The following is a 14,784-nucleotide window of genomic DNA, read 5'->3' on the forward strand; positions in this document are numbered from 1 at the left end:
CGGCGCCCCGGGCCGCGTTACTTCTTGCCCTGCTGGATGCGCACCAGGTTCCCCGACGGGTCGCGGAAGGCGCAGTCGCGGGGGCCCCAGGGCTGGTCGATGGGCTCCTGGAGGACCTCGGCGCCCGAAGCGCGCACCTTCTCGAACGTCGCGTCGAGGTCGTCCGTCCGGAACACCCACATCGGCAGAACGCCCTTGGTGAGCAGCTCCTGGAGGGCGTCGCCGTCGCTCTGGGAACGGCCGGCGTGCGGTTCCGAGAGCACCATTTCGAGGTCGGGCTGCGTCGCGCTGCCGAGGGTGACCCAGCGAAATCCGCCCGAAGCGACGTCGTTGCGCTCTTCGAGGCCGAGCGCGTCGCGGTAGAAGGCGAGCGACTCGTCCAGGTCGTTGACGGTGATGTGGCAGTACTGGAGTGCGATGGTCATGCCGTCAAAGCTATGCGGCGGCGTCGCCGTCCGCTTCTCGAATCCTGCCCGGAAGGTGGCGGGCTGGGCGGGTGCGCACCTTCGCCACGCACGCGGGCATCGCGGCCACGGCGGGGTGCACCCCGAGGCGGTACGCGCTCGGCGTCTCGCCGACGATTTCGGTGAACCGCGAGCTGAACGAGCCGAGTGACGTACAGCCCACCGCCATGCACGCGTCGGTCACGCTCATCCCGCCGCGCAGCAGCGCCATCGCCCGCTCGATCCGGCGGGTCATGAGATAGCTGTACGGAGTCTCGCCGTAGGCCGCCCGGAAGCGCCGCGAGAAGTGCGCGGGGGACATGAGCGCGTGCCGGGCCATCGTCGGCACGTCGAGCGGTCGCGCGTACTCACGGTCGATGAGATCCCGCGCTCGGCGCAGGTGCGCGAGGTTGGCGAGGTCTTCGGGCGTCATGCGATCGACGCTACCACCGGGCACTGACACGGCCCCTGGCGTCGGCAGGGGCCGGTGGACACGACGGTGCCCCCGGAGCAAGGGGGGGGTTCTACCGGTCCCCGGGGGCACAGCGGCGTCTCGTGCCCCGCCGCGCGGACGGGGCACGAGACGCGCGGTCAGCTCACGCTCACCGAGTCGGCCGGCGCGACCTTGTCGACCGGCGCCGCCGGGCCGGAACCACGCAGCGGCACCTCCTTCACGAACAGCGCCGCCACGAACATGGCCACCGCGATGATCGAGCCGACCAGGAACGTGCCGTGCGTACCGGAGGAGACGGCGTACTGGTACGCCTCACGGACCGGCGGTGCCAGCTTCGCCAGGCTCGCCTTGTCGAGCTGTGCGTTGGCCAGGTTGCCGGCCCCCGACGACGCCGCCGCGCCGAGCCGGTGCACCATCTCGTCGCCCACCCGGTTGGTGAAGATCGCGCCCATGATCGAGACGCCGAAGGACGAGCCGAGCGTACGGAAGAGGGTCGTGGAGGACGAGGCGACGCCCATGTCCTTCATCTCGACGCTGTTCTGCGCGACCAGCATCGTGATCTGCATCAGGAAGCCCATGCCGGCGCCGAGCACCGCCATGTAGACACCGGACATCAGCCGGGTCGTGGTGGTGTCCATCGTGGACAGGAGGAACAGGCCGACCACGACGAGCGCGCCGCCGATGATCGGGAAGACCTTGTACTTGCCGCTGTTGGTGGTGACCCGGCCCGCGATCAGCGAGACGGCCATCATCGAGAGCAGCATCGGCAGCAGCAGGAGGCCCGAGTTGGTGGCGGAGGCGCCCTGCACGGACTGCTGGTACAGCGGCAGGAACAGCATCGCGCCGAACATCACGAAGCCGGTGAGGAAGCCGATCCCGGACATGAGCGAGAAGTTGCGGTTGCGGAAGATGTGCAGCGGCACGATCGGCTCGGCGGCCTTCGTCTCGACGAAGAGGAAGCCGACGATGGCTGCGACACCCAGCGCGATGAGCTCCATGATGATCGCGGAGCCCCAGGCGTACTGCGAGCCGCCCCACGTGGTGACCAGGACGATCGAGGTGATGCCGACGGTGAGCAGGATCGTACCGAGGTAGTCGATCCGGCCGCGGGCCCGCTTCTTGGGCAGGTGCAGGACGGCGGTGACCATGGCGAGCGCGACCGCGCCGAGCGGGATGTTGATGTAGAAGGTCCAGCGCCAGCCGAGGTGGTCGGTGATGGCGCCGCCGACCAGCGGGCCGCCGATCATCGCGAGCGCCATGACGCCGGCCATCATGCCCTGGTACTTGCCGCGGTCGCGGGGCGGTATGAGGTCACCGATGATCGCCATGACGCCGACCATGAGGCCGCCGGCGCCGAGACCCTGGATCGCGCGGAAGCCGATGAGCTGGGTCATGTCCTGTGCCATGCCGCTGAGCGCGGAGCCGGCCAGGAAGATCACGATGGAGGTGAGGAAGGCGCCCTTGCGCCCGTACATGTCGCCGAGCTTGCCCCAGATCGGCGTGGAGGCGGCGGTGGCCAGGGTGTAGGCGGTCACCACCCAGGACAGGTGCTCAAGGCCTCCGAGCTCGCCCACGATCGTCGGCATCGCCGTGTTGACGATCATGTTGTCCAGCATGGCGAGCAGCATCGCGATCATGAGCGCGAGCAGCACGACCCGCACGCTGCGGGGCTGTGGCCCGTCGCTCACCCCCGTCTCCGCGGCCGTCTCGTCCGTTATCCCCGTCGCCATCGTCCCCAACTCCCTGAGCGTGCCGTCCACCGAGCGGGGCACTTACTTGCCGCCCGGCTAGTTACCACTACACTGGGGAAGGTAGACCCCAACTTGCCGGGCGTCAAGTAAGTAAATGACAAACGGCACGGCCGCCGGGGGACGGCGGCCGCACGTATTCGGGAGAGCGGCATGGCCAGAGGAAACACCCGCCAGCGGATCCAGGACGTTGCCCTGGAGCTCTTCGGTGAGCAGGGGTACGAGAAGACCTCGCTGCGCGAGATCGCCGAGCGGCTCGATGTGACGAAGGCCGCGCTCTATTACCACTTCAAGACCAAGGAAGACATCATCATCAGCCTCTTCCAGGACCTCACCAGGCCCATGGACGAGGTGATCGAGTGGGGCCGGGAGCAGCCGCGGGACCTGGATACCAAGCTGGAGATCCTGCGCCGCTACAGCGAGGCGCTGGTCGGCGCGGAGCCGCTGTTCCGGTTCATGCAGGAGAACCAGGCGGCCATGCGCGAGCTGAGCATCGGCGAGAGGTTCAAGGAGCGGATGCACGCGATGGTCGACCTGCTCAAGGACCCGGACTCCGCCATGTCCGACCGCATCCGCTGCTTCACGGCGCTGTTCTCCTTGCACGCCGGGATGTTCGTCCTCAAAGACATGGAAGGCGACCCCGAGGAGAAGCGCACCAGCATCCTCGAAGTCGCCAACGACCTGGTCATCCAGGCCCACCACAACTCCCGCCGATAGGCGGTCAGAGGGTCACGCCCACCGTCCTCAGGAACGCGACCGGGTTGACGGCCGAGCCGTAGTTCGGCGTCGTACGGATCTCGAAGTGCAGGTGCGGTCCGCTGGAGTTTCCGGTGTTGCCGGACAGCGCGATCCGCTGGCCGGTGGTCACGCTCTGGCCGACACGCACGTCGATCCGCGAGAGGTGGGCGTACTGCGAGTACGTGTTGTCGGCGTGCTTGATGACGATCGCGTTGCCGTACGCCGGGCCGTCTCCGGCGCCGACCGGGCCCGCCTTGACGATGGTGCCGCCGTGCGCGGCCCCCACGCCCGTACCGTTCGGCACCGCGAAGTCCTGCCCGGAGTGCTTGTGCGACCACATCGAGCCGCCCAGGCCGAAGCTCGCGCTCAGGGTGTAGCGCTCGACCGGGTGCACCCAGGACGCGGCCTTGGCCGCCGCCGCCCGCTTCACCGCGGCCGCGGCCCTGTTCTGCGCCTTGGCCTGCTGGGCGACGGCTGACGTGGCGGTGGCGGTGGCGGTCGAGGCGATGCCGGATCCGGTGCCGTTCACCTCGCCGGCCGCCGCGACACCCGTACCGAGGAGCGTGACGGCTCCCATCGCGGCGGCGACGGCGAAGGCGCCCGCGGTGCGACGGCGGAACGCGAAGGCGCGGGCGGGCTGGGAGGTGGTGCGCTGGGGCATGCGGGACTCTTCCGTACGGCGACAAGGGATCGCCGCCGGTCGAGCCGGCGGCAGAGGCCGACCCGGCACGCGCAGGACGCACCGGGTCGACCTCACCTTGGTAACCCGAACTCCCATCTCTACCCAAAACACCCATCTACTACCGAAAGCCGTAAGGATCAGTGAGGGAATACCGGACAGCCCCGGCCAACGCCTCCTAGGCCACCTAGTAGGCCCCTGACCGGCTGTGCGGCTTGTCACCGCGACCGGGCCCCAGGTCCTTCCCTTTCGGGACCAACGGCCCGCGACCCTCGCTACGCTGACGCGTTGTGGACCCCGCACAGTTAGGCCTCAAGCTCGCCACGAGCGTCGTCGGCCCCCTCGTCAGAAAGCTCTTCGTCTCCGAGGGGCCGGGCGCCGGACTGGTGGACCGGCCGGTTCGCCTTTCCTCGTACGTCTCCTTCCGCGGCGAGAAGCGCACCCTGACCGAGCCCGACCTGCGCAGACTCGCGGTCGCCCTGGTCAAGGAGGGGGTGCGCGGCGGCGAGCGGCCCGTCCCGGCCGACGAGGAGCAGGCCGTCGCCGACGCGCTCACCACGACGCTGTACGCGCTCGGCGAGCTGAGCCTCAGCGACGTCGAGGCCGTGGCGCTCGGCCACCGGGCGCTGGCCCGCGAACTGCGCCGGTCCTGCGACCGCCCGGAGCGCCACCTCTCCGCCGACGCCGCGCACTTCTACGAGAGCCTGCTGCTCGCCACGTGTCTGCACATCCTGCACTTCTTCACCCAGCGCACCACGTTCGTCCCGGCCACCGTCGTCCAGCAGAGCCGACGCCAGGCCGAACTGGCGGCCAAAGTCGATGAGTTGATCGCCAGAACACCGCGCGCCGACGCGTATGACGCCGAGTTCGAGCGCCGCTACCTCGCCCATGTCGCACGCAAGCACGGCAAGTTGACGATCTACGGGCTCGACCTCACCAACTCGCCCGGTACCTGGCCCCTGGACGCCGCCTACCTCAGTCTGGAAGCGACGCCCGCCGCCCCGCGCACCGAGCTCGCCCACCAGCTGCGTGCCTCCGCCGTCCGCTACGAGCAGCACCCGGGACTGCTCGCCTCCCGCTTCCGCCCCGACCGCTTCCCGGACCGACCGGGCCCGGCCGAAGCGCCGGCGCCCTGTCTGCCGATGCCCGCCGACCAGGCCCTCGCCGAGCGCGAACGCGTCCTGCTGCGCGGCGAGGCGGGCTCCGGCAAGACCACCCTGGTCCAGTGGCTCGCCGTCTGTGCGGCCCGCCACGACCCGACGGCCCCGGACGGCCGCATGGCGTACCTCCGCGACCGCATCCCCTTCGTCCTGCCGCTGCGCACCCTGACCCGGCACGGAGAACGGCTGCCCGCCCCCAAGGACTTCCTGCTCGCGGTCGGCTCCCCGCTGGCCGGGGAGCAGCCTGCCGGCTGGGAGTCGCGGGTGCTCACCGCGGGCCGGGGCCTGGTCCTGGTCGACGGCATCGACGAGATCCCGGACGCCGAGCGCGCCCGCACCCGCGGCTGGCTCGGCGACCTCATCGCCGCCTTCCCCGGCAACCGCTGGCTCGTCACCTCGCGCCCCTCGGCCGTGCGCGAGGACTGGCTCGGTGACGAGGACTTCGCGGAACTGACCATGTCCACGATGAGCCCGGCGGGCGTGGCCGCGTTCATCGGCCGCTGGCACACGGCCGCCCGGACCGGCACCGAGGACGAGGACGCGGTCCTGGCCGCCTACGAGCGCCAGCTCCTGGACGCCGTACGCACCAAGTCCGACCTCGGGCGACTGGCCACCAACCCGCTGATGTGCGGGCTCATCTGCGCCCTGCACCGCGACCGCCGCGGGTTTTTGCCCTACGGCCGCAAGGACCTGTACGACGCGGCCCTCACCATGCTCCTGACCCGCCGCGACCGCGAGCGCAGCATGGACCTGCCCGAGCTGCGCGAGGAACCCCAGCTCCAGCTCCTCCAGCGGATCGCGTACTGGCTGATCCGCAACGGGCGTACGGAGATGGACCGTTCGCGCGCCGAGCAGATCATCGGCGAGCTGCTCCCGGCGGTCCCCGAGATCGCCCGCATCGGCGACGCGGCGGCCGTCTACACCCACTTCCTGCACCGCAGCGGACTGCTGCGCGAACCGGGCCCCGGCGCCGTCGAGTTCGTCCACCGCACCTTCCAGGACTTCCTGGGTGCGCGGGCCGCCGTCGACGAGGGCGCGTGGGGCGAGCTGGTCCGGCACGCCGGGGACGACCAGTGGGAGGACGTGGTCCGGATGGCCGTCGCACACGCCCGCCCGCGCGAACGCCGGGAACTCTTCGGCGAGTTGCTCGCCTTCGGGGACGGACACGAGTCCTCCGCGGTGCGCATGCGGGTGCACATGCTGGCCGCGACCTGCCTGGAGCACGCGGCGGAGCTCGACCCCGCGGTACGGGCCGGGGTCGAGCGGCGCACCACCGGGCTGATCCCGCCCGTCAGCTCACGCGCGGCCCAGATCCTGGCCAAGGCGGGACCGCTGATCCTGGACCTGCTGCCGGAGCCGGACCAGGTGGACGACACGATCGCCGTGCACGTGGTGACGGCCGCCTCACACACCGGTTCCGACCGCGCCATCCCCTTCCTGGCCCGGTTCGCGCGCCATCCGAAGCTCGGGGTGCGGTCTCAACTCGCCTGGTCCTGGGGCCGGTTCGACACCCAGCAGTACGCGGACGAGGTCATCGCCCGCCTCGATCCCACCGACCTGTACTTCTGCGTGACGTCCGAGGAGCAACTGGCCGCGCTTCGGGCCCTGGGGGGCCGACCGCTCCTGGAGGCGCGCGGCGACCTGTCGGCGGACGCGCTGCGGCAGTACGCGGGGGACGTCCGGCTGAAGAGCCTGAGACTCCGCGACAACACGGCCCTACGGGCTCTGTCGTTCCTGGCGGGGCAGGACGCGCTGGCCGATCTGACGATCACGAAGTGCCCGCGGCTCACCGACCTCAGCGAGCTGAGCGGGGTGCCCCTGCGCTCCCTGACCCTGCACGCGGCACACGGGTTCGACCCGCGTGCGCTCTCGGCCCTGTCCAGCCTGGCGAGCCTCACCCTGAGGGAGCTCTACGGGACGTGGCGGCTCGCCGACCTGGCCGCCGACGCGCCGCTGACGACGCTCGACCTGTCCTGGGCGAGCAGCCCCGCCGGCGGTCTCGCCGGTCTCGGCCGGTTCGAGTGGCTGGACACGCTCCACCTCGGCCCGGACAGCAGCCCGGTGGTCTCCGGCGACTGGGCCGCCCTCACCGGGCTGCCGCGGCTCGGCACGCTGGGCGTCTCCGGCCGGTCGGTGGAACTGGCCCCGCCCACCACGGCCGCTCTCGCGTCCGTCAGGGGCGTAGAGCTCTACGGACCCACGCCGTCGTCCGTACTGGAACGGATTCCCGGGCTGTTTCCCGGCATCGAGATGCTGATCGTCCGCGACAGCGCGGCGGAGCTCGATGTCGCCCCACTGGCCTCGGCGAGCCGGCTGAAGGCGGTGCGCGTCGGGTCCGGGACCGTCGAGCTGCGCGGGGCCGACGCCCTGTCCCCGGACGTCCGGATCACCCGGGAAGGCCGACCTTTTCCAGGAACGCGCCCAGGTTCCCCCGTGCCCGCTCCACCTGTTCCTCCTGCGTGAGCGACTCCTCGAACCGGCCGAAGACACCGTCCGGCACCTTCTTGCCGCGCAGATACAGCGAGCACGCCAGGTCGGTGCACATGTAGATGCCCACCGAGTTGCCGTCGCGGCCGGCTCGGCCCGCCAGGCGCGCGGTCATCAGGGAGACCCCGCTGCCGGAGTGCGTCGTCAGGCAGACCGAGCACATGCTGCGCTGGAGCGCGCCGCGCTGGCGCGAGGGGAAGCGCAGGGCGACCCCGACCAGCTCGCCGGCGCGCTCCGTGACGAGGTTGGCGCGGTCCGGCGCGGACGGTTCGCGCCAGCCCAGGAAGTCCAGGTCGTCCCAGGGGCGGGAGTCCAGGTCGCGCGGCACGGCGAGGCGCGAGGCCTCGCCCTTGGAGCAATTGATGAACGACGCGCGGATCTCCCGCTCGGTTACTGCCTTCATGCCACAGGACGCTAACGCTAGGCCCATTAGGCAGCAACCTAATATTCCCAGGAAGCCACCGACCACGCCCCACCCCTGTCCCAACTGACGTACCCAGAGCCAGAATTGGGGCGACGCGAGGGGGCGCACCATGACCGATGACACCCACGGATCCGACACGTTCCACGCTTTCGACGGCATCGAACTGGCCGACGCCATCGAGTCCGTACGCGACCAGCTCACCGAGGCCGCCGCCCGGTCCACCGGGCAGCCGCTGGTCTTCGAGCTCGGCGACATCCACATGGAATTCACGCTGGAGCTGCGCAGGGAACTCAAGGGCGGCGCCAGGGTCAGGGCCTGGGTGGTGGACGCCGGCGCGGACGCCGGGCGCAGCACGGGGCGTACGCACAAGGTGTCCTTCACCCTGAAGCCGCACACCGCCGCCGACGGCTCCGCCTGGAAGGTCGCCAACGACGCTCCCGGCGGGCGTTTCGGGACCGGGCCGCGGTGAGCACGGGGGTGCCGACCACCGCCGACCGGGTGGTGGCGGTGCTGTCCGACGGGCGCCAGGGCAGTGGGGTCATCGTGTCGCCCTGGCTGGTGCTGACCTGTGCGCACAACCTGATCGGCGCTTCCCCCGTCCGGCTCGCCCATCCCGCGATCGGCGAGATGAGCTCCCAAGTCCTGTGGCAGGACGCCGAGTTGGACGCCGCACTGATCTACAGCGACGAGGAGCTGCTGCCGGGGCTGTTGCGCCTCGGCGCCGTCGACACCGCGCAGTCACTGCCCGGCTGCGAGATCATCGGCTTCCCCGACATCCAGCGCTACGGCAGCGACCACCACCTGGACTACGACCAGTTCGTCGGTACGGTCCTGCCGGTCGCGGGCAGTCTGCGCGAGGACCTGGTGTGCGAACTGCACCGGCCGCCGGCGCCCGAGCGCGCCGACGGCACCTCCCCGCTCGCGGGCCTCTCGGGCGCGCCGCTCTTCGCGGGGGCGACCCTGCTCGGCCTGGTCAAGGAGATCCCGCGCGGCCGCGGCCACCGCAGAGTGGTGTGCGTGCCACTGCGCAGCGTCTTCGACTCCGAGGGATTCCGGGCCGCGTTCGCCACACTGGCCGCCGTCACCGGCCTCGAACTGGTCACCGGCGTACCGCCTGAGGACCAGAGCTACGAGCGCGAGTACGCGGAGGCGATAGGCGCCTCGTACCGCAAGACGAAGATCTTCGGCCTGGACGAGCTGAACAAGCGGGACTCCGAGTGGGACCTGGACACCGCCTACCTCAGTCTGGAGGCGAGACCGAAGGCGACCGAGCCGCCGCAGGCGGGCCGCCCGCTGATGGACAGCGCGCCGCAGCGCATCGACGCCCTGCTCGCCTCCCGCCCCCGGGTCCTCATCCGCGGCGAGGCGGGCGCCGGGAAGACCACCCTGGTGTGGTGGCTCGCGGCGCACGCGGCGGCCGGGCGGCTCGGGCCGGGCCTCGCCGATCTCAACGCGCTCGTCCCGTTCGTGGTGCCGCTGCGCACCCTGCGCGCCCAGGGCGCCACCTTCCCGCTGCCCGCCCAACTCCCCACCGCCGCAAGGCTGGTGGTCGACGCGGCACCCGAGGGCTGGGCCGGGCGGGTCCTGAAGACCGGTCAGGCGCTGCTCCTGGTGGACGGCCTCGACGAGGTCCCGCAGGAGGACCGCGAGGAGGCGCACCGCTGGCTCGCCGCCCTGCTCGACCGCTACCCGCGCACCCGCTGCGTCGTCACCGTACGGCCGATGGCGGTCGAGCCGGACTGGCTGAAGTACGCCGGCTTCGAGGAGCTCAGACTGCTCCCGATGAACGACGAGGACATCTCCGCCTTCATCGCCGCCTGGCACCGCGCGGCCCGCCTCGACAGCGGCCCGCACGAGGACCTGGACGAGCTGGAGCGCGACCTGTCCGAACAGTTCAAGCAGAACAGCGCGCTGCGCGGCCTCGCGCGCACCCCGCTGCTCTGCGCGGTGATCTGCGCACTGCACCGGCTGCGCCAGGGCTTTTTGCCGGACACCCGCTGGAAGCTGTACGAGGCGGCCCTGCGGATGCTGCTCGGCAACCGGGACCAGCAGCGCAAGGTCGAGGCGCCCGAGGGCATCGAGATCAGCGCCGAGGAGTGCACCGAACTGCTCCAGCGGATCGCGGTGTGGCTGGTGCGCGAGGGGCAGTCGGAGTTCTCCCGCGACCAGGCGCTGCGCCAGCTGAAGCGGGCCCTGTCCGGCATGGAGAACGTCCGCGGCCAGGGCACCCCCGAGGACGTGCTGCGCCATCTGCTCAACCGCAGCGGGCTGCTCCAGGAACGCGCCGACGGCGTCTTCCAGTTCACCCACCGCACCTTCCAGGACTTCCTGGCGGCCAAGGAGTTCGTGGAGGACGGCCATCTCAACGAGCTGCTCCGGCACGCCTCGGAGGAGCAGCAGTGGCAGGACGTGATCCTGCTCGCCGCCGGACACTGCGGCCGCCGCGACCGTCCGGTCCTGGTCAACGGGCTCATCGACGCGGGCTCCCGGCAGGAGAGCCACCAGGACAAGGCGAAGATCCACGTCCTGGCGGCGCGCTGCGCCCAGCACGCCGCCTACCTGGACGAGACGACCGCCCGCCGGGTCCGCGAGCGCATCGCGGCCCTGCTCCCGCCGCGCGACCTGGAGACCGTCACCCTGCTCGCCCGCCTCGGCCCGTCCGTCCTCGGCCACCTGCCGGACCCCGGCGGCACACCCGCCGAAGCGCTGCCGAACGTCGTCGGGCTCATCAACCGGGTCGGCAACGCCGAGGCCGTCGACCACGCCCGCGCCTGGGCCGCGGCCCACCCATGCGCCGTCGACCTCTTCGCCACCGAGTGGTCGCGCTACCCGGCCGAGCGGTACGCCCGTGAAGTGCTCGCCCACCTCGACCTGCGCGAGGCCCGGCTGCACATGGAGACCCGCTGGCAGCTCGCCCAGCTCCCGCACGTCCCCGACGCCCGCCGCCTGTGGATCACCGTCCCGCCGGACCTCGGCGCGGACGAACTCCACGCGGCGCTGCGCGGACGCGAGGTGGCCTCGCTGCGCCTGAACGGCACCGACCACCTCACCGGCCTCGGCTTCCTGCGGGACAGCGCCGAGCACCTGGAAGACCTGGAGGTGCTGCGCGGCTCGGGCCTGCGCGACCTCTCCCAGCTCGCCCGGCTGCCGCGCCTGGCCTCACTCGGCTTGCTCGACGTGTCCTCCCAGGAGGTCGACCTGGCCCCGCTCGGCGAGGTCCGGGCGCTGCGCACCCTGCTGTTCGGCAGCAGCACCGACCTGCACCTGGCCCAGCTGCCCGTCCTCGGCGGCGTCACCACCCTGCACCTGGAGGCCGACCAGGTCGCGGGCTTCGACGCCCTCAACCGCTGGCCCGCGCTCAGCCACCTGGAGCTCGCCCCCTCCGCGTCGGCCACCACCACAAGGCTGCTCGCGTACGTGCGCGGGCGGGCGGGCATCACCCGGCTCGGCGTCGCGCTCAGCTCGGTCGCGGCCCTGTCCGGGGTGGCGCCGCTGTCCACCGTCCGCCACCTCGACCTGTGGCTGGCCAACTCCGACGGCGACCTCGGCGCGGTCCTCGCGGTGTTCCCCGCGCTGACGACGGTGGACCTCGCGGTGGGCACCGTCCAGGCGGGCGCGTGGAACCCGGCCGCCCTGCTGCGCCGCCCCGGCCTGACGGTCACCGTCAACGGCGGCCCGCCACCGCCCGAACTCCCCTGAGGCGGGCAGGAGTTGACGGACACGAAGAAGGGGCTGCCCCGGCGCGTACGGTGCGTACGAGCCGGGGCAGCCCCTTGGGGCAAGACCTCCGAGGAGGGCTACGCCTCCTTGCTCAGGTTCGGACCGCCACCGGCGGCCGCGTCCTCGATCGGCGGGACGTCGGGCAGCGCCGACTTCTCCTCGCCGCGGAAGGTGAACTTCTTCCCCTCACCCTCACCCTCGGTGCCGATGACCACGATGTGACCGGGGCGCAGCTCACCGAAGAGGATCTTCTCGGAGAGGATGTCCTCGATCTCCCGCTGGATCGTCCGGCGCAGCGGCCGGGCGCCCATGATCGGGTCGTAGCCCTTCTTGGCGAGCAGCGACTTGGCCTCGGCATTGAGCTCGATGCCCATGTCGCGGTCCTTGAGGCGCTCGTCCACCTTGGCGATCATGAGGTCGACGATCTGGATGATGTCTTCCTCGGTCAGCTGGTGGAAGACCACCGTGTCGTCGACACGGTTGAGGAACTCGGGGCGGAAGTGCTGCTTCAGCTCCTCGTTGACCTTGGCCTTCATCCGGTCGTACCCGGTCTTGACGTCGCCCTGGGCGGCGAAGCCCAGGTTGAAGCCCTTGGAGATGTCCCGGGTCCCGAGGTTGGTCGTCATGATGATGACCGTGTTCTTGAAGTCCACCACCCGGCCCTGGGAGTCGGTCAGACGACCGTCTTCCAGAATCTGGAGCAGGGAATTGAAGATATCGGGGTGGGCCTTCTCGACCTCGTCGAACAGGACGACGGAGAACGGCTTGCGGCGCACCTTCTCGGTGAGCTGGCCGCCCTCTTCGTAACCCACGTAACCGGGGGGCGAACCGAAGAGGCGGGAAACCGTGTGCTTCTCGCTGAACTCCGACATGTCGAGGGAGATCAGCGCGTCCTCGTCGCCGAAGAGGAATTCGGCGAGCGTCTTCGACAGCTCCGTCTTACCGACACCGGACGGGCCGGCGAAGATGAACGAACCGCCGGGGCGCTTCGGGTCCTTCAGGCCTGCACGGGTACGGCGGATGGCCTGCGAGAGCGCCTTGATGGCGTCCTTCTGGCCGATGACGCGCTTGTGCAGCTCGTCCTCCATGCGGAGCAGTCGCGAGGACTCCTCCTCGGTGAGCTTGAAGACCGGGATGCCCGTGGCCGTGGCCAGGACCTCGGCGATCAGCTCGCCGTCGACCTCGGCGACGACGTCCATGTCGCCGGCCTTCCACTCCTTCTCGCGCTTGGCCTTCGCGGCGAGCAGCTGCTTCTCCTTGTCGCGGAGAGAGGCCGCCTTCTCGAAGTCCTGGGAGTCGATGGCCGACTCCTTGTCGCGGCGCACGCCCGCGATCTTCTCGTCGAACTCGCGGAGGTCCGGCGGCGCTGTCATCCGGCGGATGCGCATCCGGGAACCGGCCTCGTCGATCAGGTCGATCGCCTTGTCCGGCAGGAAGCGGTCCGAGATGTACCGGTCGGCCAGCGTCGCGGCCTGGACCAGCGCCTCGTCGGTGATGGAGACGCGGTGGTGGGCCTCGTAGCGGTCGCGCAGACCCTTGAGGATCTCGATGGTGTGCGGCAGCGACGGCTCGGCGACCTGGATGGGCTGGAAGCGGCGCTCAAGGGCCGCGTCCTTCTCCAGGTGCTTGCGGTACTCATCCAGCGTGGTGGCGCCAATGGTCTGGAGCTCACCGCGGGCCAGCATCGGCTTGAGGATGCTCGCCGCGTCGATCGCGCCCTCGGCGGCACCCGCGCCCACCAGGGTGTGGAGCTCGTCGATGAACAGGATGATGTCGCCGCGGGTGCGGATCTCCTTGAGGACCTTCTTCAGGCGCTCCTCGAAGTCACCGCGGTAGCGGGAACCGGCGACCAGGGCGCCGAGATCCAGCGTGTAGAGGTGCTTGTCCTTGAGCGTCTCGGGCACCTCGCCCTTGACGATCGCCTGGGCCAGGCCCTCGACGACGGCGGTCTTGCCGACGCCGGGCTCGCCGATGAGCACCGGGTTGTTCTTGGTGCGGCGGGACAGCACCTGCATGACCCGCTCGATCTCCTTCTCGCGCCCGATGACCGGGTCGAGCTTGGATTCGCGGGCGGCCTGCGTCAGGTTGCGGCCGAACTGGTCGAGCACCAGGGACGTGGAGGGAGTGCCCTCCGCAGGGCCGCCGGCCGTGGCGGCTTCCTTGCCCTGGTAGCCGGAGAGCAGCTGGATGACCTGCTGCCGCACCCGGTTGAGATCGGCGCCCAGCTTCACGAGGACCTGGGCGGCGACGCCCTCGCCCTCGCGGATCAGGCCGAGCAGGATGTGCTCGGTGCCGATGTAGTTGTGGCCGAGCTGGAGGGCCTCGCGGAGCGACAGCTCCAGGACCTTCTTGGCACGAGGGGTGAAGGGAATGTGCCCGGACGGGGCCTGCTGGCCCTGGCCGATGATCTCCTCCACCTGCTGGCGGACCGCCTCGAGCGAAATCCCGAGGCTCTCCAGGGCCTTAGCGGCGACACCCTCACCCTCGTGGATCAGGCCCAGGAGGATGTGCTCGGTGCCGATGTAGTTGTGGTTGAGCATCCGGGCTTCTTCCTGAGCCAGGACGACAACCCGCCGCGCGCGGTCGGTGAACCTCTCGAACATCGTTAATCGCTCCTCAGAGCGGTCGGGCAGTAAGGGGGCGGTCCCCTCCCTGTCCTTCCGCATGCTAGTCCCGCAGGGCGGGACAGCTCATTCCAACTGCCGACACCCGTTCATTGCCTCCCGGCCCGAACAGCCGACAACTGCTCCAACCCGATGGTGCGAGACGATGTTCCCGCAGGCCAGGTAGATACCCCTGTCTCCAGTACGCCGATGGCGAACGTGAGACCGCCTGACGAGCGTGTCGCCCCTCCCCACTAGGAATGTCTTACCCGTAAGGGCGGACACTCCATGCGGCGCACCCCGGTTCCGTAAGCTACGGGCGAACACA

10 protein-coding genes are annotated in these 14,784 nt (G+C 70.6%); 4 read left to right on the forward strand and 6 right to left on the reverse strand.

All coding sequences use genetic code 11. From position 1 onward, the window contains the following. Nucleotides 1-17: 17 nt before the first annotated feature. From OG522_RS16505 to OG522_RS16515, 3 genes are all read right to left on the reverse strand, one after another. Nucleotides 18-425, reverse strand: a complete 408-nt coding sequence (locus OG522_RS16505; RefSeq protein ID WP_329463734.1) for a VOC family protein — start codon at nucleotides 423-425, stop codon at nucleotides 18-20. 10 nt (nucleotides 426-435) lie between these two features. Then, nucleotides 436-876 carry a helix-turn-helix transcriptional regulator gene (locus tag OG522_RS16510; RefSeq protein WP_329463735.1) on the reverse strand — a complete coding sequence of 147 codons (441 nt, stop codon included), beginning with the start codon at nucleotides 874-876 and terminating at the stop codon, nucleotides 436-438. 158 nt (nucleotides 877-1,034) lie between these two features. Continuing rightward, nucleotides 1,035-2,627, reverse strand: a complete 1,593-nt coding sequence (locus tag OG522_RS16515; RefSeq protein WP_329463736.1) for an MDR family MFS transporter — start codon at nucleotides 2,625-2,627, stop codon at nucleotides 1,035-1,037. Between the two features lie 171 nt (nucleotides 2,628-2,798). Here OG522_RS16515 and OG522_RS16520 point away from each other — a divergent pair, with 171 nt between their 5' ends. Continuing rightward, the gene (locus OG522_RS16520) at nucleotides 2,799-3,362 is read left to right on the forward strand and encodes a TetR/AcrR family transcriptional regulator (RefSeq protein ID WP_329463737.1); all 564 of its coding nucleotides are present in this window, start codon (nucleotides 2,799-2,801) and stop codon (nucleotides 3,360-3,362) included. A gap of 4 nt (nucleotides 3,363-3,366) precedes the next feature. On the opposite strand, the gene OG522_RS16525 is transcribed toward OG522_RS16520, so the two are convergent. Further along, nucleotides 3,367-4,044, reverse strand: coding sequence for a M23 family metallopeptidase (locus OG522_RS16525; protein WP_329463738.1), 678 nt, complete (start codon nucleotides 4,042-4,044; stop codon nucleotides 3,367-3,369). 308 nt (nucleotides 4,045-4,352) lie between these two features. On the opposite strand from OG522_RS16525, the gene OG522_RS16530 reads away from it, so the two are divergent. Continuing rightward, complete coding sequence (locus tag OG522_RS16530; RefSeq protein WP_329463739.1) at nucleotides 4,353-7,685, forward strand: NACHT domain-containing protein; 3,333 nt, start codon at nucleotides 4,353-4,355, stop codon at nucleotides 7,683-7,685. Here OG522_RS16530 and OG522_RS16535 read toward each other — a convergent pair. Then, nucleotides 7,609-8,112, reverse strand: a complete 504-nt coding sequence (locus OG522_RS16535) for an FBP domain-containing protein (RefSeq protein WP_329463740.1) — start codon at nucleotides 8,110-8,112, stop codon at nucleotides 7,609-7,611. The genes OG522_RS16530 and OG522_RS16535 overlap by 77 nt on opposite strands. Before the next feature lie 130 nt (nucleotides 8,113-8,242). Here OG522_RS16535 and OG522_RS16540 point away from each other — a divergent pair, with 130 nt between their 5' ends. Further along, the gene (locus OG522_RS16540) at nucleotides 8,243-8,602 is read left to right on the forward strand and encodes a trypco2 family protein (RefSeq protein WP_329463741.1); all 360 of its coding nucleotides are present in this window, start codon (nucleotides 8,243-8,245) and stop codon (nucleotides 8,600-8,602) included. Next, nucleotides 8,599-11,832 (forward strand): NACHT domain-containing protein, encoded by a 3,234-nt coding sequence (locus tag OG522_RS16545; RefSeq protein WP_329463742.1) that lies wholly within the window; start codon nucleotides 8,599-8,601, stop codon nucleotides 11,830-11,832. The genes OG522_RS16540 and OG522_RS16545 overlap by 4 nt, the downstream gene beginning before the upstream one ends. 98 nt (nucleotides 11,833-11,930) lie before the next feature. Here the strand turns inward: OG522_RS16545 and OG522_RS16550 are convergent, their stop codons facing one another. Then, complete coding sequence (locus tag OG522_RS16550) at nucleotides 11,931-14,456, reverse strand: ATP-dependent Clp protease ATP-binding subunit (RefSeq protein WP_329463743.1); 2,526 nt, start codon at nucleotides 14,454-14,456, stop codon at nucleotides 11,931-11,933. Nucleotides 14,457-14,784: the final 328 nt, after the last annotated feature.

It is taken from the genome of Streptomyces sp. NBC_01431 (genome assembly GCF_036231355.1).
Classification (GTDB): domain Bacteria; phylum Actinomycetota; class Actinomycetes; order Streptomycetales; family Streptomycetaceae; genus Streptomyces.